Annotated in this window: 18 protein-coding genes; 13 read left to right on the top strand and 5 right to left on the bottom strand. The window is 58.2% G+C overall.

The window, feature by feature from the left end:
• Positions 1-229 precede the first annotated feature (229 nt).
• Positions 230-1,177 carry a hydroxymethylbilane synthase gene (hemC, locus tag ABJK56_RS02230; RefSeq protein WP_347243036.1) on the bottom strand — a complete coding sequence of 316 codons (948 nt, stop codon included), beginning with the start codon at positions 1,175-1,177 and terminating at the stop codon, positions 230-232.
• Between the two features lie 94 nt (positions 1,178-1,271).
• Positions 1,272-2,255: a DUF502 domain-containing protein gene (locus ABJK56_RS02225; RefSeq protein ID WP_347243035.1), complete on the bottom strand. Its 984-nt coding sequence runs from the start codon at positions 2,253-2,255 to the stop codon at positions 1,272-1,274.
• A 998-nt stretch (positions 2,256-3,253) separates the two neighbouring features.
• Here ABJK56_RS02225 and ABJK56_RS02220 point away from each other — a divergent pair.
• The 9 genes from ABJK56_RS02220 to ABJK56_RS02180 all read left to right on the top strand — a co-directional run bounded on the left by ABJK56_RS02220 (position 3,254) and on the right by ABJK56_RS02180 (position 17,368).
• Complete coding sequence (locus tag ABJK56_RS02220) at positions 3,254-3,736, top strand: PTS sugar transporter subunit IIA (protein WP_347243034.1); 483 nt, start codon at positions 3,254-3,256, stop codon at positions 3,734-3,736.
• Between the two features lie 239 nt (positions 3,737-3,975).
• Positions 3,976-4,323 carry an HPr family phosphocarrier protein gene (locus tag ABJK56_RS02215; protein WP_347243033.1) on the top strand — a complete coding sequence of 116 codons (348 nt, stop codon included), beginning with the start codon at positions 3,976-3,978 and terminating at the stop codon, positions 4,321-4,323.
• Positions 4,324-4,410: 87 nt separating this feature from the next.
• Positions 4,411-6,159: a phosphoenolpyruvate--protein phosphotransferase gene (gene ptsP, locus ABJK56_RS02210; protein WP_347243032.1), complete on the top strand. Its 1,749-nt coding sequence runs from the start codon at positions 4,411-4,413 to the stop codon at positions 6,157-6,159.
• A 38-nt stretch (positions 6,160-6,197) separates the two neighbouring features.
• A complete protein-coding gene (locus ABJK56_RS02205) occupies positions 6,198-7,190 on the top strand; it encodes an aldo/keto reductase (RefSeq protein WP_347243031.1) in 993 nt (330 codons plus the stop codon).
• 276 nt (positions 7,191-7,466) lie between these two features.
• Positions 7,467-10,625, top strand: a complete 3,159-nt coding sequence (locus ABJK56_RS02200; protein WP_347243030.1) for a tetratricopeptide repeat protein — start codon at positions 7,467-7,469, stop codon at positions 10,623-10,625.
• A 237-nt stretch (positions 10,626-10,862) separates the two neighbouring features.
• On the top strand, positions 10,863-11,903 hold the full coding sequence (locus tag ABJK56_RS02195) for a MotA/TolQ/ExbB proton channel family protein (protein ID WP_347243029.1): 1,041 nt from the start codon (positions 10,863-10,865) through the stop codon (positions 11,901-11,903).
• Positions 11,900-12,346, top strand: a complete 447-nt coding sequence (locus ABJK56_RS02190) for a biopolymer transporter ExbD (RefSeq protein ID WP_347243028.1) — start codon at positions 11,900-11,902, stop codon at positions 12,344-12,346. The genes ABJK56_RS02195 and ABJK56_RS02190 overlap by 4 nt, the downstream gene beginning before the upstream one ends.
• A gap of 51 nt (positions 12,347-12,397) precedes the next feature.
• Positions 12,398-16,054, top strand: a complete 3,657-nt coding sequence (locus ABJK56_RS02185; RefSeq protein WP_347243027.1) for a hypothetical protein — start codon at positions 12,398-12,400, stop codon at positions 16,052-16,054.
• A gap of 27 nt (positions 16,055-16,081) precedes the next feature.
• Positions 16,082-17,368: a YkgJ family cysteine cluster protein gene (locus ABJK56_RS02180; RefSeq protein WP_347243026.1), complete on the top strand. Its 1,287-nt coding sequence runs from the start codon at positions 16,082-16,084 to the stop codon at positions 17,366-17,368.
• Between the two features lie 25 nt (positions 17,369-17,393).
• Here ABJK56_RS02180 and ABJK56_RS02175 read toward each other — a convergent pair whose 3' ends face one another.
• Both ABJK56_RS02175 and ABJK56_RS02170 read right to left on the bottom strand, forming a co-directional pair.
• Positions 17,394-18,548: a lactonase family protein gene (locus ABJK56_RS02175; protein ID WP_347243025.1), complete on the bottom strand. Its 1,155-nt coding sequence runs from the start codon at positions 18,546-18,548 to the stop codon at positions 17,394-17,396.
• A 135-nt stretch (positions 18,549-18,683) separates the two neighbouring features.
• The gene (locus ABJK56_RS02170) at positions 18,684-18,914 is read right to left on the bottom strand and encodes a hypothetical protein (RefSeq protein ID WP_347243024.1); all 231 of its coding nucleotides are present in this window, start codon (positions 18,912-18,914) and stop codon (positions 18,684-18,686) included.
• Positions 18,915-19,112: 198 nt separating this feature from the next.
• On the opposite strand from ABJK56_RS02170, the gene queG reads away from it, so the two are divergent.
• From queG to ABJK56_RS02150, 4 genes are all read left to right on the top strand, one after another.
• Positions 19,113-20,276 carry a tRNA epoxyqueuosine(34) reductase QueG gene (queG, locus tag ABJK56_RS02165; protein ID WP_347243023.1) on the top strand — a complete coding sequence of 388 codons (1,164 nt, stop codon included), beginning with the start codon at positions 19,113-19,115 and terminating at the stop codon, positions 20,274-20,276.
• 202 nt (positions 20,277-20,478) lie between these two features.
• Positions 20,479-21,627 carry an L-threonylcarbamoyladenylate synthase gene (locus ABJK56_RS02160; protein ID WP_347243022.1) on the top strand — a complete coding sequence of 383 codons (1,149 nt, stop codon included), beginning with the start codon at positions 20,479-20,481 and terminating at the stop codon, positions 21,625-21,627.
• 50 nt (positions 21,628-21,677) lie between these two features.
• Positions 21,678-22,202, top strand: coding sequence for a ribose 5-phosphate isomerase B (rpiB, locus tag ABJK56_RS02155; protein WP_347243021.1), 525 nt, complete (start codon positions 21,678-21,680; stop codon positions 22,200-22,202).
• 537 nt (positions 22,203-22,739) lie between these two features.
• Positions 22,740-23,309, top strand: a complete 570-nt coding sequence (locus tag ABJK56_RS02150) for a hypothetical protein (protein WP_347243020.1) — start codon at positions 22,740-22,742, stop codon at positions 23,307-23,309.
• A 107-nt stretch (positions 23,310-23,416) separates the two neighbouring features.
• On the opposite strand, the gene glmS is transcribed toward ABJK56_RS02150, so the two are convergent.
• Entirely contained in the window at positions 23,417-25,294 is a 1,878-nt protein-coding gene (gene glmS / locus ABJK56_RS02145) for a glutamine--fructose-6-phosphate transaminase (isomerizing) (protein WP_347243019.1), read from the bottom strand.
• Positions 25,295-25,681: the final 387 nt, after the last annotated feature.

Below are 25,681 nucleotides of genomic sequence, written 5' to 3'. Positions count from 1 at the left end.
AAGTTACGCGATGCGCTCAGCGCTTAAGAGCAATTCAGCGGAAAAGAGAAACCCTAACATATGCGCAAAATTTGCCGGTCCATCGGCAGGATCTGCGGACGACGCGTGGCCCGGGTTTGACCGAGAACTGGAAGAGCTTTCTTTGATGGTATTGGAGGCCTCGTACGAGAAAGTTCCTGGCTGACGAGCTGGGAAAAAAGCGACAACTTGCGAAAGATCGCTCCGATACTTAATCTTCTGAGGCGGCTTTTTCCGCGCTCGTTCGAGCCATGCTGACGAGACGGTCGGCCCCCTGAGCTTTCAGCAACTTCCCAACCTTCTCGCCCAGTCTCTTTGGATGGGATAGCTCTCCCGAACACGTGACCTCCAACTTCTCGGCTCCGTCCGGGGAAAGTACCCGCGCTGTCAGGATGAGTTGACCTTGGACCAAACGTGCCCAGGTCGCCACCGGAGCAAGACATCCAGCAGACAGAGCGGCCAGCGCGGTTCTCTCGGCGGTCACTTCAGCCGCGGTACAAGGATCGTTGAGTGGGGCCAGGAGTTCCAGAACTTCGGCAGCCGATTCGAGAGCCTCGATGGCGAGGGCACCCTGTCCCGGCGCCGGCAAAAGATAGTCAGGAGTGAGGTTTTGAGTGGCTTCGCCCAGGCGGCCGAGTCGCGCAAGTCCCGCTGCCGCTACGACAATCGCATCGAAGACCCCCTCCTGGAGCCTGCGGAGACGGGTGTCCAGATTTCCGCGAAGGGGGACGATCTTGAGGTCCGGGCGATGGAAGAGAAGTTGCGCTGCCCGCCGCCTGCTTCCCGTGCCTACGGTGGCGCCTGGGGGCAGTTCCATGAGGCTTCGACCGCCCCGGGTGATGAGCATATCCTCCACCGGGCCGCGAGGCGGAATCGCCGCAATCGTAAGGCCCGGCACAGATCGGGTGGGCAAATCCTTGAGGCTGTGGACGGCCAGATCGATTTCTCGCGACAGGAGGGCCTGCTGTATCTCCTTAGTGAAGACGCCGGTAGTTCCCAGTGCTTCCACCGACCATTGCTGGTGACGGTCGCCACTGGTCGTGATGAGCACCAACTCCGCTTCGATCCCGAGCTCCTGGAGCTGCGTTCGAACCCATTCGGCTTGCCATCGGGCGAGTTGACTGCCGCGTGTGCCGATTCGCAGGCGTCTTGAGGTCATCGTCGTGAAGTTGCTCTGGAGGCAGAATGATTCGCAAAGTTACGGAAAGTGATCCGGAAGTAACGGGTGGTCCAATGTGCCCCACCAATGTGTATCACGGTTCTTCGTTGTGCGAGGTGCTCGCCGTCACAAGATCCACAGGCTGGGACGACGATGGTGGGGGAACAACGACGCCGCAACTGACAATGAATTGAATCGCCTGATCGATTGAAATTCCCAGGTCCACCGTGTCTTCTTCGGGCACATTGACGGTGAACCCGGTCATCGGCGCCGGAGAGGTGGGGATAAAGACGGACAGGATCGATCGGCCGGTTTTCTGGCGGAGCTGATGGAAACTCTCGCTTGTCACCAGCCCAATCGACCAAATTCCCCGACGGGGCCACTCCACGGCCACCACGCGGCTGAATTCCATCGACCGCTGGGCCAGCAGAAAGTCACTTACCTGCTTGACAGCGCCATAGATGCTCCTCACAAATGGGAGACGCACAAACAGGGCCTCAAACTGCGACCAGGCGAGCCGTCCCATTCGGGCTGTGACAAGTTTCCCCAGCAGGTACAGCACCAGGATCAACAGTGCGATGAGAAACGGCAAAACGAGATGCGGCTTTAAATACCGGAGTTCGATGTACAGCAGGTAAGCCTCCGCTGCCTGAGCGGGGATTTCATCCTCACTCACCTGTTCTCTCAAGTACTCAATTACATCCCTGGGAATGTACTTGCCTCCCCGCATACGGACAAATGTTTTTCCTCCCACGACTACTTCCGGGGCACCGTTCCTCACCGAGGCGGGAAGGCTCTGGGGCGACCGAATGTCCGCCGTCGCCATAAAAATCGCATTTTGGATTCCCTTCTTTAGAGGGGAGAAGATGTAGGCGTCAACGGTAGCCGCCACCCAAATAATGATGACGACTGTCAAAAGCGGTGGCAAAACGGTTGCAGCGCCGCTCCAGACGGCCTTCCAAAAAGGATCAAGAGGCCCTGGCGGCCGTTTCTTCGGCAAAAATCGCTCCACATCCAGTTCCGGCTTGGGGGACCGGGCCTGACTCTCGGGCAAAGGGTTGGTGTCATCGTGACTCATGGTGTTCTCCTCGCGGGAGTCCCTCATGGTTGGTAAAAGGCGGGCTTCAATCAAAATCTTACAACGGAGGGCGACTGATCGGATACTGGTGGCAAAAAGAAAAGGTCAGGCAACGAATGCGGAGCCCGGCACTCGGAGGCTGACCCGTCTTGTAAGGACAATAACGAGAGGCCGAAAACTCGTCAATGTTGGAGAGGCAAGGTCATGAATTGCCCCGAATCCAACCAGAAACTGTGGCAAACAGGCGAAACCCGCACAGCGAAACGGAGTATGCAGGGTCAGAATGGGGACGGGCCGAGCAGCCCCCTTCAGGCTGAGCCCCGGGCCCACGGGGGGCCCGGCCCTCGGGATTCCTTCCCAGGGGGAGAGAGAAAATGGGAATCTGCCGGACTCGGCGGATATTGACTTCCCCAATTTGGACGACTTGACAAGAACCGGCCCGGCAACCGGTTAGGTAAACATCATTATGTCGATCATGATATGGTGGTTTTTCGGTCTGTTGGCCATATACCAGACTTCGCGGGTGAATCTGGACCATCCGACTCAGGGGTGTTGTATTGGCGATGGGGGTTCCGCGGGGTAAATTGAAATATTCTGGGAACTAGAATCGTGTAAGTGTGGGGTTACCCGTCGGCAGTGGGGGAGTGTTGCGGAACGAGCGTGGCGTCGCTCCTGTTACAATTGGGCGACGGGGGTAGCAGAACGGGGGGTTAGCCTGTGCCCGCAGGTTGCAGAGTCTAAACTGACTCGCTTGGGGCTTCAGGCTGCCCGCCCGCCGGACGACGTTGGGCGAGCAAAGAGAAAGGTACACCGTAGGACTAACTATCAAAACGCACGGGCTGGGGCATGGTGACCAGTGCCGAAAACGACGCAAGCTACTGGCTTTAGTGAAAAAACGGAACACAGTCGGTTGATGTGAGAGAGACACGCCCCCTGCAAAGAATGTTCGAAGAGGCGGCGTGTCTAATTGGTTTTCTGTCAACGAGGGACTGAATCAGATGAAATTCAGCGACTTTGTCGTGCGGGAAGCAATTGTCACGGATCTCGATCCTGACGCCTCAAAAGAGGAGATCATCCGTCGGCTTTGCGAGGCGCTGTGTGATTCAGGGGCTTTGAGTCGGGAACACCTGGACGACATCGTGCGGGCATTGATTAAACGGGAAGAGCTGGGGACCACGGGAATCGGCATGGGGGTGGCGGTTCCGCACACAAAGCATCCCAGCGTGGATAAACTGGTGGCCACCGTCGGCATCAGCCCCGAGGGCGTGGATTTCGACGCTCTTGATGGCGAAAAGGTACACGCCCTGTTCCTGCTGGTGTCGCCCACCGACATGCCGGGGGATCACCTCCGGGCCCTCGAATACATCACGCGACAGCTCCACAACCCAACATTTGCCCGATTTCTCAAACAGGCCAAAACCCCGGAAGACGTCTGGGTGCTTTTGGAGGAGGCGGACGCAGGGAAATATGCCAGCCACTGAGGAGGTCCGCGTCAGGTGGGAAAATAGCGCGAGAGTTTTTGGGTTGACGTGACCGGAAGGTGATTGTCATCAGGTTTTGGGATTATGGGGGGAAAGCCTACCGGCCCCGTTCAAATGGGAGCGATGCTCTTTGGGGCTGGCGGACATGCGGAGTATCAGCGGGCGAGCGGAATGGGCCTGGGGCAGTGCCGAGTTTTGGTCGATTAACAAGTTCATTAATGTGGGTGAGTCATCCAAGGATGAGCGAGCAAACAGGTCCTTTGCGGCGACGTGTGACGATTCGGAACCGTGCCGGGCTGCATGCCCGGGCGGCCAGCCTCGTCCGCGATACGGTGCTCAAGCACCGCTGTCGTGTCACGTTGATCAAAGCGGAGGATCCATCAGCCTCGCTCAACGGGGCCCCCCGTGCAGATGGCACGAGCGTCATTGAAATGCTCAGTTTGGGGGCTATGGAGGGGGAACCGCTGATTATCGAAGCAGAGGGTGAGGAAGCCCAGCAGGTTCTGGACGCCCTGGAACGGCTTGTCGAATGCAAGTTTTGGGAGGATGACTTCGCGCCCGAATCTCAGCAAACATTCCCGGGATGAGGCGAAACATTCCCCATCACGGTCTTCCACAGCTAAACAGACCAGTGCCATGAAGCTAGCCGCAGCCGACAACCTAGAGACGGAACCATGATGCGTTTGCAGGGAATAGCGGTGTCTCCAGGGATAGCCATCGGAAAGGCGGTGGTGATCGGGCAGGACATCTTTAGTATCCCGCGGGAATACGTGGAAGCAGACGCAGTCGAGCAGGAGGTGGCACGATTCCGAGAAGCCCTTCAGGTGGCCGCCCGGGAAATTGAAAACAATCGGGATCTGGTGACCAGAGAACTTGGTCCCAAATCGGGTGCGATCTTTCAGGCCCATCTGGAAATTCTCGAGGATCCCAAAATTCGCGAGGACGTCGAGTCGCTCATCCGCAATCGTCAATATTCATCAGAAAAAGCCGCGAGTTTTGTGTTGCGGCAGTTTGCCGAGATGTTTCGGCGGTTGCCCAATCCGGTGATTGCCGATCGGGCCTATGACGTCCTGGACATTGAACGGCACCTTTTGCGGGCGTTGCTGGGCCAGCCCCATCGTAGCCTTTATCACCTGACCTCTCCGGCGGTCGTTCTGGCCAGGAATCTCACGCCCAGCGAGGTGGCCAATTTGGACCGCAAGATGGTCCGCGGGTTTGCCACCGAAGTCGGTGGTCCGACCAGTCATACCGCGATCGTGGCCCAGGGGATGGGGATTCCGGCGGTGGTCGGAACGGGTCCGTTTCTCAATGAAGTCTCCGGCGGTGACATCGTGATTGTGGATGGCGATCGGGGAATCGTCATCGTTCGCCCGGATGAATCCACCCTCCGCGAGTATGAGGAGGAAATGCGTGCCATCCGCGTGTTCACAACGGAGCTGGAAAAGCTTCGGGACCTCCCGGCAGAGACGCTGGATGGTACGCGGATCAACATTTACGGCAACATCGAGTTCCCGCACGAGGCGGCGCTCTGTCTGCAAAACGGAGCGGAAGGTATCGGGCTGTACCGCACCGAGTTTCTCTACCTCGGCCGGAACGATCTGCCCAGTGAAGAAGATCATTACCGGGCATATTGCGAAGTTGTTCGGATTATGGGCGATCGGCCGGTTACCATTCGCACCTTCGATCTCGGAGCCGACAAAGTCCCCCTCCAACTGGGATTGGAGAAGGAAGCCAATCCATGTCTGGGCTTGCGAAGTATTCGCCTGGCGCTGCGCTATCTACCCCTCTTTCAAACACAGTTGCGGGCCATTCTTAGGGCCAGCGTGTGCGGTAACGTGCAGATCATGTTCCCCATGATCAGCACGCTGGCGGAACTTCGCCAGGCCAAACTCATGCTGGCGGAAGTGATGGAGGACCTGGCGGAAGGCCAGATTCCCTTCCGGCGAGAGATTCCCCTCGGCATCATGGTGGAGGTCCCCTCCGTCGCCGTGACCATTGACCGCTTCCTGGATGAAGTGGATTTCATCAGCCTAGGGACGAATGATCTGATTCAGTACACGCTTGCGGTGGATCGAACCAATCGCAATGTTGTGAACATGTACAACGCCACGGATCCGGCGGTTCTGCGGCTCATTCATCACGTGATCCAGGAGGCTTCGCGGAAGGGGGTGCCGGTCAGTTTGTGCGGCCAGATGAGCAGTCATCCGCTTCACACCATGTTGCTGATTGGGCTGGGGTTGCGGAAGTTCAGCGTGGCCGCCCATTCCATCCTGGAGATCAAAAAGGTTTGCCGCAGCGTGACCGTCGAGCAGTGCGAGGCCCTCGCGAAACGCGCTCTGGAAATGGATCATGCCCGTGATGTGCAGGCCCTTCTTCGAGAGCAATTGATCAAGTTGATCCCGGCTTTCGGCCGGATTATGTAAACATTATTTCTCAGGATTGCGGGAGAAAAGGTGGATCCATGAAGTCGCGTTTGTTTCCAGCCTTGCAGCGGGAGGTGTCGGAAATCGGATTGGGGACGTGGCAATTGGGCGGCACAGAATGGGGGGACGTGCCTGAAGAGGAGGCCCTCAACACACTGGCGGCTGCAGCCGATGCAGGCATCACTTTCATTGATACAGCCGACATCTACGGCCTAGGTCGCAGCGAATCGCTCATCGGACGGTTTTTACAAAGCCGACCGGATCGTGATCGCTTTATCGTGGCCACCAAGCTCGGGAGACATCCTGAACCGGGTTGGCCCGCCAATTTCACGAGGGAAGTCGTCCGGCGGCACACGGAAGACTCGCTCCGTCGCCTGGGCGTGGATGTCATTGATCTGACGCAAACTCACAGTCTTCCCCTGGAAGTAATGCGTGATACAGGCATCTTCGATTATCTTCGAGAGCTGCGGGATGAAGGCAAGATTAGGGCTTTTGGTGCCAGCGTGGAAAGTATGGAAGAGGCTCTTTTCTGCCTCAGTGTCGAGGGAATGGCCTCTCTCCAGATTATCTTTAACATCTTTCGCCAGAAGCCCATCGATGTGCTATTCGACGAAGCCCAAAAACGGGGTGTGGCGCTGATCATTCGCCTGCCGCTGGCCAGTGGGCTCCTGGCAGGGAAATTCACCAGGGATACCAAATTCGCCCCTAACGACCACCGTTTCTTCAATCGCGATGGTGAAAAGTTCAATGTAGGCGAAACGTTTGCAGGTCTGCCGTTTGAAAAAGGTCTGGAACTCGTCGACCACATCCGACCGTGGGTGCCATCGGGAATGAGCATGGCTCAGATGGCATTGCGGTGGTGCCTGGACTTTGATGCGGTGACAACTGTCATTCCCGGGGCAAAACGTCCCGATCAGGCACGGAGCAATGCTGCGGCAAGCGATTTGATGCCGCTTCCCCCCATTCTCCATAATCGGCTGGGCCGTTTTTATGAGGCTCACGTGGCCGCACACATTCGTGGCAAGTACTGAAGTCATTCCTCGCCGACTGTCTCGGTTGTGGGTGAGCGACCGGACGTGTGGTTCGTCGCACGTGGATGCAGATACGTCGCGGCGGGCAGGTCCTCTTTTGGCGCTCGCGTGTGGCCGGATAAGATAAGTAAACAGATTACCCGAAAACGGCATGTTACCCACGCGGGTACAACGCGGATCCACGCACTGCCTGAGTAGGGCCATGATTCCTGGTTGGCTGCTACCTCAATCAGGGCGTGGTTCTGTCCGACCTCGGGATGAAGGAGTTCGCGACCGATGAACCGCGGTGATCGACGGATGATCTCGTCGCTTCTTTGGACAGCGCTAGCGTTGGCGAGCCTGGCCTTTGTTTCTCGTCTGCCGGCCCAAGAAACAAACGCCGAAGCAACACGGGACTACAACGCAGCAGCGAAACTCCACAATCTGTCTTCGTGGGATCTGGCGGCCGAACAGTGGCGAGCGTTTATCGAAAGGCATCCTGGCGATCCCCGCGTGCCAAAGGCCCTTCATTATTTGGGCGTGTGTCTGTTCAATCAAAAGCAGTATGAAGCGGCGGCCGAGGCCTTTCGGCAATCCATCGATAAGGGAGTGGAGGAAAACTTTCGGGAATTGTCGGCGGTTTATCGCGGAATGGCCCTGTTCGAGGCCGCCCGACAGCAAAAATCGGAGCTGTATTCCGCGGCGCGTAACGCTTTGGAAGAGTACCTTCGAACTTACCCCAACGGCACTCAGCGCCCGCAAGCCCAGTACTATCTTGCGGAAACGCTCTATTTTCAGGGACAGAAAGATCAAGCCGCCCAGGCCTATCGGCGGTTCCTGCAGTCATATCCCGATGATGGGCGTGCGGCCGACGTGCTATTTGCACTGGCCGTGTGCGAGGAGGAACTCGGGAACAGGCAGGCGGCCTTGAAAAACTATCTGACATTCACACAAAGGTATCCTCAGCATCCAAGAATAAATGAGGCCCTCTTTCGAATCGGCGAGGTGCAGTATTCCCTGGGGGATTTTGAACAGGCAGAACTCTTCTTTCGCAAGGCCGGTGCGGACTCCCGATTTGCGGATGCCGATCTGGCGGTGATCAGGTCGGGCGACGCGCTTGTTCAGTTGAAACGTTATGAGGAGGCAGCCCAGCAGTACGCGAGCGTTGAAAAACGCTTTCCCAATTCACCGCATGTTGCTCGGGCGAATCTGGGTGCTGCAAAGTGCCTCTACTTCGCCAATCGTTACCAGGAGGCATTGCCCCTTCTGGTTCGCGCCACGCAGGCACCAGACGTGCGGGCGGAGGCGATTCACTGGGCGGCCCGGTGCTATCTCAAACTGGGACAACCACAGCAGGTACTGGACTTGATCGTGCCAGATGCGATCCAGAGCGCAGCCGCTCCGTGGAACGTGACACTCCAGCTCGACCGGGCCGATGCCCTCTACGAAATCCCCGAAAAGCGAGCGGCGGCCGTCAAAGAGTACGCGCAGGCGGCGGCTATGGCGACCGATCCGGCGCTCAAAGGTGAGGCCCTCTATGCGGCAGCGCACACGGCGCTGGGACTGGGCCAAATCGGCGTGGCGCGACAGTACGCAGAACAGTTTCAAAAAGAAATTTCGGACCACGTTCTGAGTCCGGATGTGGAGCATATTGTCGCGGAATGCGAACTCGTCGAAAACCACTACGATGCGGCGGCCCAGATGTTTGATGAGCTCGCCAAAAAATACCCCAAAAATCCGCAGGTCGGGTTGTGGCGTGTCCGCCAGCTCACGGCGCTGCAGATGGCGGGCAAGCACGATGCGGTCGTGAAGTTGGGCCAGGCACTCGCGGATGCACTGCCGCAACCAGAGGATCAGGCGGCAATCCTGACACTCATGGGAGCCAGTCAACTGGAGCTGGATAACCCCAAAGCTGCTCAGGAATCCCTGCTTCTGTCGCTCAGTCGCAGCCCCAAAGGCCCCTCCGCAGACCGCGCAATGCTTGTTCTGGCCTGGGCCTATCACAAACAGGGGCGCACCGCCGATGCCCGAACGGTCGTCGAGCGCATGATCAAAGATTTTCCCCAAAGCACTCTCCTGGACCGTGCTTACTACGAGTTGGGAAAATACTGTGCTTCGCTCCAGGATTTTGCGGCGGCTGAATCGGCCTACCGCCAGCTTCTCCAACAATTTCCGGAGAGTGCCCGTGTCCCTGCGGCAGTGTGTGAGCTGGCGCAGATACTCGTGAAGAGCCATAAATCTGCCGAGGCCGAGCAACTCCTCAAAGATCTGTTGCAGAAGCACGCACAACATCCGCTCGCATCCTGGGCGCGGTATCTCTTGGCGACACTCTACTACGAGCAGCAGCAGCTCGATCCCGCCATGCAGATGATCGACCAGGCACTCCGGGAGGGCTTGACGGGTAATGAGCGATCAGCAGCTCTTTACACGCAGGGACTCATTTTGATCGACAAAAAACAATATGACCAAGCAGCGGCCATTTTTAAACAAATCCTTGATGAGAATCCCCAATATCCCGAAGCCGATAAAGTTCTTTACCAGTGGGCGTGGGCGGAAAAACTGGCCGGCAAAGAAAACGACGCCATTACATTATTCCAGCGGCTTATCGACACTGCGCCGGAAAGTCCCCATCGTCCCGAAGCAGAATATCACGTTGCGAGTCACCTCTATTCACAGGGTCGTTATTCGGAGGCTGCGACGCTCTATCATCATTGTTACAAGTCGGGCCGTGATCCTGATCTGATTGAAAAAGCCGTGCACCGACTGGGTTGGTGTTTCTTCAAAATGGGGCAATACGAGAATGCGGCTCAAACGTTTGCCTACCAGAAATCAGCTTATCCCAAAGGGTCCTTAGTTACGGACGCCATTTTTATGGAGGCCGAATCGCTCTTCATGCAAAACAAATTCAAAGAAGCACTGCAACTGTACGAATCGCAAGGCCCACTGGAGTCGCCCGATTATGAAGTGCTCCGGCTTCTTCATGCGGGCCAGTCGGCCGGGCAGATCAAACAGCAGGATCGGGCCCTGCAATATTATCAGCAAGTGCTGGCCAAGTTTCCTGCTACATCCGAGGCCATCCAGGCCAACTTTGAAGTAGGTATGATCCACTACGATCGCGGGGAATTGGATACTGCTTGGAAAGTTTTCGAAAAGGTCCTGGAAAATGCCACTCAGGTTCCCGAGGAAACAGCGGCCAGAGCACAATTCATGCTCGGTGAGATTTCCATGCAGCAAAAGAAATACGACGAGGCGGTGAAATACTTCTTCCGTGTGGCATACGGTTACCGCCTGCCGCAGTGGCAGGCAGCGGCTTTATTCGAGGCCGCCCGTTGCTTCGAAACGCTACAACGACCGGAACAGGCTGCGAAACTCTACCAGGAATTAATTGACAAATTCCCGGAAAGCGACCGAATCGCCGATGCTCGGGCAAAATTACAATTACTGAAGCCACAATAAGTGCGTTAATAAAAGAAATAAAGTATTGTAAAAGAACCAACGAATTCACGAGATTGGCTTGACCTAGTTAGTTTTTGCGCGGCTATCGGTCGGATCAAAGACAACCCGGTATACAGACTGCTTTTTTCAGAATCCAGCAAGGGCGAGAAACCACGGCTGCATGCTGTCAGTAGGGACGAGCAAGTTGAAAAAAAGACGTCCATGAGAATGGCGCTTATTGTGTGAGAGATCGGTGCGATGAAAAGAATTCCCCTTATAAAACGGCGGCGGGAAGAACTATGGCTGGTGGCTGCGGTGCTTGTCATGGGGATGGGCATTGCAGTGTGCGGCGCGTGCCGGGCAGAAGTACCGGCGCCCACCGATGCGTTTCCCGCCGCATCGCAGGCGGCAGAGCAGGCCACCGGGAACGGCAGTGCCACTGCCAGTTTGGAGGAAGCCGATCGCAGAGCCCAGGAGGCACTGGCGGCTGCACCCGCTACCCAGGCGGACCAGCCGGAAAGTGCTCCCAAGCCAGGGACGATCCCGCAAATTAATGTGCTCGATCTGGCTTTCCGGGGCGGCGTGCTGATGATTCCCATCACTTTAATGTCGATTTTGACGGTGATCTTCGGGCTGGAACGAGCCCTCGGATTGCGGCGGCGGAAGGTCGTTCCCGCGGGTCTCATTCGCGGGCTCGGCCAGCTTATCGAGGAGAAGCGGGGGTTTGACCCCCGGGCAGCCTATCGGTTAGCTCAGCATTTTCCTTCCTCGGCTGCCAATGTGCTCAAAGCCATGCTGGTGAAGGTCGGCCGACCGCTACCGGAAATTGAGCAGGCCATGAAGGAAGCCACCGAGCGAGAGGCCGATCGGCTCTACAGTAATGTGCGGTTTCTCACGCTTTCGGCGGCCGTCACCCCGCTTTTGGGACTACTCGGAACGGTCCAGGGCATGATTCAGGCGTTTTTCGTGACGTCGCACCTGCCGACCGGTGCGGATCGAGCAGAGATGCTCGCCCAGGGGATTTACACAGCGCTGGTGACCACGTTCGCTGGACTGTGCGTGGCCATTCCCGCTTCGGTGCTGGCCCACTATTTCGAGGGCCGTATCCAGAAGCTGTTGCGTGAGCTGGACGAATCGCTTCTGGGTCTTTTACCCCAGTTTGAACGCTTCGAAGGCCGCCTGCGGATGGGACGAGAGCAGATCCCCGCACCCGACCTCTCGGCAACTGCGGGTCTGCAGCGTGAGGCCCCGCAGCCACCGCCGCCACCGAGCCCCGCTGAAACGGGAGCCATGCCATGACTATCCTCATTCGCAATAAGAGTCGCGCCTTGGAGTCACTGACGATGACTCCCCTCATCGATGTCGTTTTTAATCTGCTGATATTCTTTCTGATTGCCAGTAAATTTGCAGAGGAAGAGCGGGAACTGCCGGTGCGGCTGCCCGATGCCAGCGAGGCCCAGCCGCTCCTGAGCAAGCCCAGAGAGCTTTTTATCAATATTGATGAGAATGGACGATATTACGTGGGGGGCAAACTGCTCAGACTGAGCGAGCTGGAGAAACTGCTCCTGGAGGCCTGGTCGACCAATCCCAGCCGAACGACGGTCATCATCCGAGCGGACGAGCGCTGCCGTCTGCAACCTGTTGTCTCGGCAATCAATGCGTGCAAGAAAGCGCACATCACAGATTACCGCCTGGCCACGCGAAAGACAGGACCGCCAAGCGAAGGTGCTAACTCCCCGTAACGCCGTGGGACGAAGATTGACATTTAGCAGTGCGAGGAAAGGCCGTGCCGCATGGGCGATTTGAATAGTCCCCCATCTCGTGGCAAAAGAACGGTCATCCGGCGTTTCGTGCCGGACCGCCTGGCCGACTTTGATGAGCAGGTCTGGCCAGTCAATCTCGCCATCCTAGTCTTTGCCGGCTTTGTGACGGGAATCGTGCTGGCTACTACGCCCAATTTTTTCGATCCCCGCCCGCTGTACAACGGATTGGTCCGGCTGGGCATCATCGCGGGGCTGGTGTTGCTGCTTTTGTGGAGTACAGCGCATGTTCAGGCACCGACGGCCCGCCGCATCCAGTTCTGTGTGGTTCTCAGTCTTTTCCTGCACTTGCTGGTTGCAGTCCTTCTCCGGGAGCAGTACCTGAAGTTGATCGCGTTCATCCGTGAGCATTCCCTGCCGGCGGAATCGGAAAGCGAGGAAACGATTACCTTACCAGATTACGCGACAGACACGATCGAAGAGGGAAAGCAGCTTTCGGAATACAGTCGGCCGGTACAGGCACTTCCCAGGGAGAACGCTGCGGTCGACCAGTTGATCGATCGGTCGCGGCCGAGTTCCCCGGCTTCTCTACCACCACCACAGGAGACGTCCGATGTTTCACAGGAAAAGCCGTCGCCTCTAGTGCCGCCGCGGACCGAGGACACTGCGCGTGAACAATCTTCCGATTCGCAGCTTTCACCTCCGCGTCGGCCGATGCCTGCGCCTGCCGAGATCACTCACACTGCACCGCTGGATGCGCCCCCGCAGGAATTCTCCGCTCAACGAGAGATGAGTCCGCGTGACCAGGTGCAACGGGAGCAAACGACCCCGACGCTGAGACAGCCGGAAGAGTCTCTCGATCAGTCCATCAATCCGGACCGCAATCTGCCAGCGCGCGTCGCCGTCGAGCACATGCCGGCGGATTTGCTGTCTGTGTCACGTCCGCAGCCCAGAGAGGTAACCAGCCAGCAATCACTGGCGAGTCAATCACCCTCTATTACCGTGCCGGAGCCTCAGGCGCCGCCCGGTCAACTCCGCCCGCCGGAAATCGTGCCCCAGCGAAGTCAAACCATTTCCGCGCCTGTTCAAGTTACCGGTGAGACCCAGCCGGTCACACCGGCGGAACTGGCAGCGACCAACCCAGCACCGCGTCCGGCAAGGATCAGCCGACCTGAAATATCCGTCGGCCCTGTGGGAACGCAGCAAACCTTACGCGGCGTCGAGAGGTCTTCAGTCGCGGCCATCGGTGAAAGCGCGGAGCTTCAGTCGATCCCCCAAACGGCGGGTATTTCGCATCTTGCCCGGTCTCCGGAAGAACCTCAACTCGGGGGCCCCGCCCGAGAGCGATCCTCGATTCCGTCGTCCGGAGCACCCGGTTCAACGGGAGACCTCGCAGATATCGTGAACGCTTCCCCAGGGGGAATGGCAGCTTCGCGGCGGCCGCGGGCGCTCGCCGCATCAGATCTTGCAGGAACGGCCGGCACGGGCGACATCGGGGCAAGCCCCCCGCGTAAAGGTGGCCCAGGGGAGATTCTTGGCTCGGTGGCCTCGCTCGCGCCCACGGAACCGGAGCCGAGCGGCACAGGCGGAGCCAACCTCCGCGGAGCAGCCGCCCGTCTGGAACCGCGTGCGACGGGGATTGGACCTGCCCCGACTTCCGTTGGACTTGCGCCACGGGAATCGGGGACGGGGAGTTCGGAGAGCCGTGAAACCGGAGGCGGACTGGCTTCGGAGCTGACTGGCGGTATGGGAGTCGCCATCAGTGGTCCGGCACGGGGATTGGGCGCGGCCCGCGAACAGGGTGAGACCGTGGGCCAGGCTTTTGCGATGGGAAATACCCGTCTGAGCGAGCGTGGCATCGGCGAAAGCAGTCACCCAATGATCGCCGGTCGAGCGGCCCTCGAAGGTACTGTTCCAGAAACTTTAGCTGGACCAACAGGAGCGGGCATACCCAGCGATCGTCCCTCGGCAATGGAATTGACCTATGGTCAGGGAACCTCACGAGACCCGCTACCCTCGTTCACGGGTTTCGGGAGTAGCTCGGCCTCCCGGCCGAGAAGCTCAGATCTGGCGGATATTGGAGGAGTGACGGTACCGGGGGTGTCCGGTGGTCCTCCACCCCGGCTGTTCGTTGACCGAACGGCTTTTGGAGGAGATACGGCTTCCACCGGTAATCCGGGGGAGAGCGTGAGAAGTTCGGCCGGTCTCCGCGGGCAAGAGAACGCGCCACACCTCGTCTCACAGGCACCTATCGCGGCGGAAACGGGCGGAACCAGCCAGGCGAGTCCATTTCTGGCGCCTGTGCAGATCGGGCGAGAGGTGGGCGATGGACCACGCCGGGTGGTCGATTTGCCACCCCTCGCCTCAGTGAGAAGCCGCGGGGGCTCCCCCAGTGGCACGCTCCTCCAGGATGGGCCGACCCTCCCCGCGCGACGCGGTGGCGGCGAGCTGCCCCGGCCTGAAATTGTTGGCCCAGGCGGGACACGACTCGCCTCACGTTCACTTCCGGGTGTGCCTTCGTCGGAAGTTCTCCGTGGGGCAGCGGAAACCGAACCAGCCGAGGCATTCGCCCAGCGAAATCCTGAAAGTCGAGGTGTTCGGGCCAGGGAGTTTGGCGGTAGTTCGGAGACCGAGCGGGCCGTGGAGAAAGGGCTTGAATTTCTGGCTCGGATTCAGTTTGCAGATGGGCACTGGAGCCTGCATCGCCTGCCGGACCATGTCCCCGATCCCCAAAAGACATTTCACACGGGAACCATGCACGGGGATACAGCGGCCACTGGAATGGCATTACTTGCCTTCCTCGGCGCGGGGTACACCCATCAGGGAGCCCGCTACCGAGACACGGTAGCGCGTGGCCTGCGCTGGCTTGTGGAAAATCAGTTATCGGACGGCCGATTCTTCCGTGATCAAACCGACTCTAATCAGTACACGCGATTTTACGGGCATGGGCTGGCGACGATTGCCGTTTGTGAAGCTTACGGCATGACACGCGATCCGGCCCTCCGTCAACCTGCCGAGCGGGCGATTGAGTTCATCGTGAAATCCCAAAACCCTGAATTAGGGGGATGGCGGTACGAGTCTCGCAAAGAAACCGACACGTCTGTCACCGGGTGGCAGCTTATGGCGCTCAAGAGCGCCCAGATGGCCGGATTGCAGGTGCCCGCCACGACCCTGCACGCGGTCTCGCGATGGTTAGATCGGGCACAGGTGGAAGGCGGAGCCCGTTATGTCTATAGTCCCTACGCAGGAGGCAGTTCAGCCGCCGCTCACCTCGCCGCGCCCAATCGTGCGATGACAGCCGAGGGGTTACTCATGCGAATTTATCTGGGTTGGGGTCCCGAGAATCCAGCCCTGCAACGAGGAGCAGACTTTTTGGCTCAGAACTTACCGAGCTACGGAAATCCTGAGAATCCTCTGCGGGATGCCTACTACTGGTATTACGCCACCCAGGTGATGTTTCAAATGCAGGGCGAACACTGGAAATCATGGAACCAGACGATTCAGCAACTGCTTCTTAGGGAACAAGTGCAATCCGGTCCATGGGCCGGGAGCTGGGATCCGTTGCGCTCTGTTCCCGACCGCTGGGCCAATGAGGCGGGCCGACTCTACGTCACCGCCATGCACCTGCTCATCCTCGAAGTGTACTACCGGCACCTGCCTTTGTTCAGAACGCTCGCCCAGAAGGACTAAACTCGGAGGCCTGAACCATATCGCACCATGGATCTTCCCCTGAGACTTCTACCGGTGGAAGAGCGCTGGAGTTGCCACGGCTGCGGTATTTGTTGCCGTCACGTGATCATTCCACTTTCTGCCGAGGAACACGCAAGGATTCGCGGCCAGGAATGGGACAAAGACCCAACGCTGGCAGGGAAGCGTCTGTTTGTTCGCACGCAGCTCTGGCCGCCGCGCTATCGATTGGCGCATCGGGAAGACGGCTACTGTGTGTTTCTCAGTCCCACCGGTCGCTGCCGCATCCACGAGCGGTTCGGGGCGGAGGCCAAGCCTCTGGTCTGTCGCATGTTCCCATATCAAACTGTGGCACTGGACAAATTTGCCTACCTCACGCTGCGGCACAATTGTCCGAGTGTGATCCGGCACGCAGGCCAACCGCTTTCGCAACAGGAAGACGAGTGGCGACCGCTTGCTGAACATCCCCGATTGCGCCCCCGGACAACGGTGCCACCTCCGATCACGATCGGTTACCGAGGCACCTGGAATCAGTTCCTCCGAGCCACAGCGGTTGTGGAACGCCTTCTTTGCAATCCTTCTTATCCCATGGTTCGTCGACTCGTTCACGCTCTGCTCTTTGCGCAGACCCTGGACGCCTGCCGGTTGAGCCGTCTCGATCAGCAGCAGTACATTGAACTCCTCCGTATGCTGGAAGAGAGCGTGCCACAGGAAGCCGAGCCACTTTTCCGGGATCGTGTTCCGCCCGATGCGGCATCGCAGTTTATTTTTCGCCGGATCCTCCTGGAGTACCTTCGCCTGCACCCGGGATTTCCGCTCAAAGAATCGTGGCAGGGGCGGCTTCAGTGGGCGAAAATGGCGCTGGCGATCGCCAGGGGAAAAGGCACCATTCCCGCCTTGGCCCCGCCGGAGGTGGCCCTGAAATTCCGAGGAGGACCAGCGAGCTGTTCAGAAAGCGTATCACTCGCGGAACTGGATCGCACTCTGGCGGGGTTGCATCGGGACATCCTCAAGCCCCTCGATGAGTACTACGAGGCCATGGCCATCTCACGCCGCTTCGCAGTCAATGGCCGACGGGGCTGGCCCTTAACGGATCGCATGCGTGCCCTGGCTGCGTCTTTCCCTGCCGGCCTTGCTGTTCTCCGTTTGGCAGCGCCCGGCCGACTTCCCAATGCCGAAGACATGGCGGCGGTGGTGATTGCCCTCGATCGCGGAGAAGGTCTGGCCTCTCTCGCCAGTCGAACTTACCGGCGAAGGCTACGAGCCCTGGGACGCAGCGGCCAGCTCATTCGGCTGGTCATCTGGTGGGCCCGGTAAATCGCAAGGTCTTGTTTCTTCCGAATCACTCGGCGATGGGAGAGAAGACCAAGCATACGGGGGCCCCCACCGATACCTCCTGTCCAGTGGGTCTCGGGATTCCAGTGCCACCGTCGATTCTGAAAATGACTACGTTGTTGGTATCCTGGTTGGCGGCCAGTAAATACTTGCCACTAGGATCTAGCCCGATAAAGCGCGGAGTTTTCCCCTGCGTGGACACGTTGGCCTTCAGCTCCAGCCGTTTTCCGCCATCTGAGACAGCAAACACGGCCACAGAATCGTGCCCGCGATTGGAGGTGTAAACAAATCGACCCGTCGGATGGACGGTAATCTCCGCCGCCGTATTCTGGCCGGTGAAATCGGCAGGCAATGCAGACACATTGTCTAGCAGTCGGGTAGGCACCCCGTCATCACAGTCAAAAATGCTCACCGTTGCCGTCAGCTCGTTAAGGACATAGAGAACTTTCCCGTCAGGGTGAAACGCGAAATGACGCGGTCCCGAACCCGGCGGCACCTGCACGAACGGTGTTTTGTGGGGTGTGAGCTGCCCTCGAGTACCATCCCAATCAAAGAGCAACACTTGATCCAGCCCCAGATCCGGCACCACGACCACCTTGCCTGTCGGATTGAAGCCGATCTGGTGGGCGTGAGGGCTTGTCTGTCGCGTGGGGTGAACGCTCTTTCCCTCCTGCTTTATCAGGCAAACAGCCGGTTCCAGCGCACCGTCTGTGGAAACAGGCAGGACGGCCACACTTCCCCCGCCATAATTGGCAACCAACACAAATCGACCTGTGGCGTCCACGCTGACGTGGCAGGGACCGGAACCCCCAGAAGGTTGCTGATTGATCAAGCTCAATCGACCTGAGCGGGTATCCACGGCAAAGGCGCTAACGCTGCCCGTTCGTCGGCCCGACATTTCCCAAAGCTCTCCCACGGCATACAAAAGCGGTTTTTGGGGATGGAGGGCCAGAAAAGAGGGATTCTGTGCCTCCGCGGCCAGCACCGGCTCACTGAGGGTCCCCTCCTCCGCGTTGAATCGGCTCACGTAGATCCCCTTACTGGTGCCCCGGGTGTACGTGCCGTAGAACACCCAGTACTCACTTCCCAGGGCAGACCACCCTGTCCCGCTCAACAAGGCGATGACGAGCCCCGTCAGAAATGTGGTGACCAATGTGCGCATGACCAGTTCTCCGTTGAGATTGAACCGAACGGGTGACAACGCGTCTTTTTAGATTAATTTGCGAGAGCCCATTTTTCATCGGCAAGAAGTGGCGGCCAAAAATGGCCCCCGAGGGAGCGGAGCAAAAGGCAGTTTTTATTCCGCAGGAGGTGCCGAATGGCTATCGTGACTGGAGGTTTTGTTCTCATTTGATCCGCCAGGAAGTGGATAGGGTTTGTCAATGCCGGGAAGATTGGGGACATCAAACTCCAGTTCACCCAACTCTTCCAGAGGTGGGCGCGACTGGCAACCCGGCGTAACCACAAGGAAAAGGCCACAAACCAGCGCAAAAACGCAGATAACACTGACCTTCAGACCATGTCTCATCGTTGGATACACTCCCCTTGTACGAGAGTATTCTTTTGCGGAACATCGCTCGGGCCATCGAAGCAGTTACGCTGAATGGGTGGTCCGCGCGATTTTTTTCTTGGATTCCCCTTTTCATTTTTTCCTAAAATGGATGACGGACGCAATCGACGCGTCCTGTTGTCTGGATGTTGCTGTTGCGTCAGTGGATGGCAGCTTATGGCCATTGATCGGGAGCAAATCACCCGGCAGATCCGAAAAGCCGCTGAAGATCTAGGATTCTCGCCGGTGGGAGTCTGCTCCGCCGTCGAGCCACCTCATTTTTCGTTTTTTGTGGAATGGTTGGATAAGGGTTTTCACGGGGAAATGGAGTACCTGGAACGCCGACGACAGGCGTATGCCCATCCCCGATCCGTTTTGGAAGGCGTTCGGACCATCGTGATGCTTGGTTTTCCCTATCGTACGGTGGAACCTTCCCCGGGTGCGGTCGGCAAGGGGAGAATTTCGCGGTACGCGTGGGGACAAGATTACCACCATTTAATTCGGCGCAAGCTCAAAAGCCTGGAACAAACAGTGAAAGAATTATGCCCGGGCAGCGAAGCACGGGGTGTGGTCGATACGGCCCCGCTTTTGGAACGAGAATTTGCCCAACTTGCCGGCCTGGGCTGGATCGGCAAAAATACGCTTCTCATTAATCCCCGTCTGGGAAGCTGGCTGTTTCTGGCAGCACTGCTGACGACGGCTGACTTGGTGGTGGACAGGCCCTTTGAAGCCAATCACTGCGGGACGTGCACCGCCTGTCTGAGAGCGTGTCCCACCGGGGCGCTGGTCGCTCCCTATGTCCTTGATGCCCGACGATGTCTCAGCTATTTGACGATCGAGCTCCGCGGACCCATTCCTCAGGAATGGCGATCGTCTGTTGACCACTGGTTTTTTGGTTGTGACATTTGCCAGGAAGTCTGTCCTTGGAACCGACGAGCGCCGGCGTCGGGGGAACCCTCACTCATGCCCCGGTGGGGAACCCACATCGAACTGATTGAGCTTTTCGAGTGGAGCGACGAGCAATTCCGTGCGGCATTTCGGGATATGCCGTTATGGCGAGCCAAACGGCGAGGTCTGCTGCGAAATGCCGCGATCGTCCTGGGCAATCAACGCTGCACGGGAGCGGTGGCCGCACTGACCAGAGGACTGGGGGATTCGGATGCTGTCGTACGGGAAGCGTGCGGCTGGGCCCTTGTGGAGATCGGAACCCAGGACGCTGTATTGGCTGTGAGGGCCCGGATTGAAAGGGAGCCGGACCCGTGGGTCCGCGATCAACTCATCCGGCATTTGGAAGGCGCTGTCCCAAGCATAGTGTGCCGCGACGGGCCGGAGAAAGCATGATTATTTGGTGGAGATCCTAGGAAACGCCGGGAAAACACGCAAGACAAACACGCGAGAAAAAGGTTATCTCATTTCGCAGATAAACGTTGGGTTACCTTGACCGCTTAAAGCAAGGACGCCTATAAAGGGGTTTTGGAGTTGTCTGAGTTTCCTTCCTGGCCAATCTTTTCGGCTGGATCCCGCATTTCAGATTAGATTGCGCATGACTTCGCCCCCCATCATCAACATCCGCGAGGCAGAGGAACCCCGTGATCTCGTGCACCGGTGTGTTCAGGCACTGGCGGAGGGGCAGATTGTGGTCATGCCCACAGAGACGATTTACGGCGTGGCAGCTTCGGTGCTCGTTCCCCAGGCGGTGGAACGATTGGCCGAGATGAAGGGCCGGAAGCAGGGACACGCCTTCACGCTAGCTTTAAAAAGTGCGGAGGAGATTTGGGATTACGTTCCCGATCTTCCGCCGGTAGCTTGGCGATTGGCGCGGAGGGCCTGGCCGGGACCGCTCACACTGGTCGTGGAGACTCGTCACCGGCTGAGTGCTGCCCGACGGTTTCCCCCAGAGGTCCACCAGCTCGTCTGTCCCGAGGGAACACTGGGGTTCCGCGTGCCGGATCATTTTTTCATCAGCGAAGTGCTGCGGCTTCTTCCCGCTCCCCTGGTGCTGACAAGCGTCAACAAAACGGGGAAGCCGCCGGCGCGGTCGGCAGAGGAGGCTGCTGCGAGTTTGCCGGAGGTGGATCTCATTTTCGATGACGGCCCGGCCGCCCACGGGATTGCGTCGACGGTGGTCAAGGTTGAAAACGGAGGCTGGACTATCCTCCGCGAGGGCGTTCTGAGCAAAGCGGCGATCGCGGAAATGGCTTCGGCCGTTATCCTCTTTGTGTGTGCGGGCAACACGTGTCGCAGCCCGATGGCCCAGGCCCTCTGCCAGGCCATGCTGGCCGAGAAACTGCATTGTTCTGCACAGCAGCTCAGAGATTTCGGGGTGGTGGTGCGTTCGGCCGGCTTGGAAGCCTACGGAGGAGATGGGGCCAGTCCCCAGGCGATCGAGGTGCTCAAACAACGCGGAATCAATTTGGAGGGGCACATGTCCCAGCAATTGACCGATTCTCTTGTTCGGGACGCCGATCGCATTTACACAATGACGCGGGCTCTGAAGGAGGCCATCCTTGCTCGCTGGCCGGACGCCGCGGATCGCATCGATTGCCTGGATCCCCGCGGGCAGGACATCGCCGATCCTTTCGGCGGGCCGCTTCAGGCGTATGAAGCATGCGCGAAACTCATTGAACAAGCCCTGCGTGACCGATGCGAGGAGCTTCTCCGCTTAGTAGTCGCACCCCGCTCGGAAGCGTAAAATCGAAAAAGGGGCGCACGGATTCCTTAGTTTTGAGAGGTTTCTGAAAAATGCGGATTGCCATTGGAAGCGACCATCGCGGTTACTCGATTCGCCCCAAAATCGTGACCTTTCTGAAGAACATTGGGCACGAGGTGATTGACCTGGGTACGTTCAGTCAGTCGCCGGTCGACTATCCCGATATCGCCGAGGCGGTGGCGAAAAAGGTCGCTTCCGGAGAGGCCGACCGCGGGATTCTCTTTTGCGGCACCGGGCTGGGAATGTGTATCGCGGCTAATAAAATCCCCGGAGTTCGGGCGGCACCGTGCCACGATGATCTCACTGCGGAACTCAGCCGACGGCATAACGACGCGAATGTGCTCTGCCTGTCGGCCGATCTGCTCGGCGAGCGCCTCATTACCCGGATTGTAGAAGTCTGGCTCAACACGCCGTTCGAAGGCGGCCGTCACGCGCGCCGGGTGGAAAAAATCGCGGAAATCGAAAAAGAACTCCTCCAGGACTGCTGCTCCAAAGCGAACCAGGCGGAAAACAATCCGTCCCAACAGCAGCAGGAGGACAAAACGCTTCAGACGTGAAGGACAATCCCTGCGGTTTGCATTCCGCGCAAGAAAGCTGGCATCGTCCGCTTTTTATCGACTGCGTCCGCCCCGATCGCGAAGGTCTGGCAGAGGGGACGTGTGAGACCACCTGTCTTCAGCCTGGCGCGCATCGCTGCAGTGCCCAGGAAGTGGCTCCGCTTTGTTGGTCCACGCTGGTCACACAAATTGTGAAGGTCCCATTGGATGGGCGAACCCGACAATGTCTTCGGGGCTTTGCGAGTTGATCGAAGAGCTTTGCGGAAAGTACCGCTTTTAGCAACTCGCCAATCAAAAGCCCCGTTGTTTTGTGTGTTTTTGGGCTTGAAGTGACCTCGTCTGTGAGTAGAGTCGATATTGGTGGGAGTGTATTTGGGCGAAACGTTGTCCATGGCGGGGTTAGCTTGGAACCTAGACCGATGGCCCCGAAGGGCAGCAGGTCGCTGTTGCTCAAGCAATAGCCGCTTCAGGCGATGCTTGGTCGGGCGCAATCTCTGCAACTTGTGAGGCGACATCCAGCAGCGGGAAAGAGGTGCCATGGCGAAGAGGAACGGCCGAGACCCCAACGAGATCGAGCTGCTGCTCCGCAATGCTGAATTGCGAACGGAGCTGGAACCGTATTACGATGATTCGCTCACACGCGTTAACATCCACCAGTGGCCGCTGGCTGCTGAAAACGAGTATCTCGCGTCCATGCTCGCCTGGGAAATGGCACCTGTTCTGCCGATTTACCGTTGGTTCGAGCCCGAGCTGAGACTTCCCCGTCCAGAGACGCTGGACGACCAGCAGCTCCACGAGATTCTTTGGGATACAATTCACAAACTTTACGAGAAACGGATCGTCCTGGAGTTCACCGATCATCTCTCGGATCGAGAATTGTACTGTCTCATCTACCGCGATATCCTCCCCTCTCGCGAGAAGAAGCTTGACCTGGGCACCAATTATCTGCGGTGGGATTGTGCCTTCGTGGAGGGCGATCCGGAGATCTGGCTGCGCTACTATGCCACCGATGAAGAGCGGGAGGCCTGGGCGGCCACATATCGTCAACCCCTTCCTCCGAAGGAAACCCCTCCTTATCCACGCAATTTACCCAAGGCCCCGTTTTAAAGGCGTGTCACAGACGGGCGCAGGCCGCACCTGTGTCACTCTCTTGCCCTGCCTGAATGCGTCATGATGTTATGGGGTGTCCGGCCGAAACATGTGTGCTGGTTTTATCACTCCACGGTGACGCTCTTCGCCAGATTTCGCGGCTTGTCCACATCACATCCGCGAGCCACGGCGATGTGGTAGGCAAGGAGTTGAAGGGGCACAATGAACACGATCGGCTGGAGGAAATCATCGACTGCGGGTACTTCGATGATTTCGTCGGCAAGCAGTGAGGCTTCCCGATCGCCTTCCTCGACCACGGCGATGATTGGACCACCGCGGGCCTTGATTTCCTGCATGTTGGCCAGAACCTTTTCGTACACCGGCCCCCGCGGTAAGAGGAAGACACTGGGGGTGTGTTCGTCCACCAGAGCGATGGGCCCGTGCTTCATCTCGGCGGCCGGATAACCCTCCGCATGAATGTAACTGATTTCTTTCAGTTTGAGGGCTCCTTCGAGCGCCGTGGGAAAATTGAACTGCCGCCCCAAATACAGGAAGTTCCGGCATTGATAGAAGCGATCGGCAACCCGGCGGACTCGACTATCGCATTCCAGGGCTTGCGCGACCTGATCGGGCAGTTGGCGGATTTTTTCGATGATCCGGATGCCGGCCTCGAAACTTAAGTCGCGCAATCTCCCGAAATACAGGGCAAGCAGCGCAAGCACAAGACACTGGGAAGTGAAGGCTTTTGTGGAAGCCACGCCGATTTCCGGCCCAGCGTGGAGGTAAATACCGCCATCAGCCTCCTGGGCAATAGTGCTGCCTACCACGTTGCAGATGGCCAGGGTCGGATGGCCCTTCCGCTTCATTTCCCGAAGAGCCGCCAAAGTATCGGCCGTTTCGCCACTCTGGGTGATGGCAAACAGAAGAGTGTTGTTTGAAAGCGGGGGATTGCGGTACCGCAATTCGCTGGCGTATTCCACCTCGACGGGGATTCGGGCAAGTGCCTCGATCTGATACTCACCCACTAGTCCCGCGTGCCAGCTCGTCCCGCAGCCAGTGAGGATGATCCTCTCCACCTGCCGAAGTTGCTGGGGCGACAAGTTGAGTCCCCCGAACTTGGCCGAGGCAACGTCCATATCCAACCGCCCCCGCATGGTATTGCGCAAGGAATCGGGCTGCTCAAAGATCTCCTTGAGCATGAAGTGGGGATAGCCACCTGTATCGATATCACCCACCGAAAGCTGGAGTTTGTGCAGACTCGGCTCAACCCGGCCCTGATCCCGGTGGAAGATGCGGATCGTCTCGGTCGTGATGATGGCCGTTTCATGGTCGCGGAGATAGGCCACGCTTTCGGTGAATCCTGCGAGGGCCGATGCATCGCTGGCCACAAAATTGGCCCCTTCGCCCACCCCCAGAATCAGCGGACTGCCCAATCGGGCGGCAATGATGACACCGGGGTAATCACGGAACATGACGGCCAGTCCCCATGTGCCGCGAAGTTGTGACAGCGCTGCCTGCACCACACCCAGAAGCGGTTGATACTGCCGGCGAATCACCTCCTCCCGAGAGAGGCCCGAAGCGCGAAGAAGATCCGCGATCAGATGGGCAATCGCTTCGGTATCCGTTTCGGAGCGGAATTGATAGCCTGCCGACTCCAAGCGATGTCGAAGGCTTTCATAATTCTCGATGACGCCGTTGTGGACGAGCACAACCTCGCCGTCACCACCCAAATGGGGATGTGCGTTCACGTCCGTCGCGCCCCCGTGGGTGGCCCAGCGGGTGTGGCCAATTCCCATATCTCCCTGCGGACGATAGGCGTCTACCAGTTCCTGAAGACGCGCGATGCGTCCGGCGGCTTTAACCACGGCGATGCTGGCGGGAGTGACAGTGCTGGCCAGGGCTAACCCCGCACTATCGTAGCCACGATATTCCAGACGGCGAAGCCCGTTGAGCAAGAAATCCGCTGCACTGGGCACGCCCACACACCCGACAATTCCGCACATCGGCGCTACTCCTCTCTGGAAAAGCGTTCTTTTCCGCGAGTTCTCGGCGAACCCGTCGTGTTTCCCTGCTTTGGGGTTTCACTTTTTCACAAAGTGAAGACTAGATATCAAAAACGAAGGCAGCTGTCACGGGCAAATTGCACCAGGGATTATTCGCAAAAACCTCATTGTGCCGTGTGATGCAACGGGCAAAAGAAGCAACTTTTCCTAGTTGGGACGAGCAAAAGCTATGCCGTTTTTGAAATCCAGACAACCCAGGCTGCGTGTTATTTCCACTTTACTTGGGTGATCAAAATTTTATCGGCGAACAGCTTCTTTTGAAACCGGCGATACTGGGGTCGCTGATTTCTCCCACTCCTCAGCCTCTTCGGCTTCTCGAAGGGCCTC

Origin of the sequence: Thermogutta sp. (genome assembly GCF_039793925.1) — a bacterium.
Taxonomy (GTDB): domain Bacteria; phylum Planctomycetota; class Planctomycetia; order Pirellulales; family Thermoguttaceae; genus Thermogutta.
Note: the sequence above shows the minus strand (reverse complement) of the source record. Positions and strands in the feature narration are given on the sequence as shown.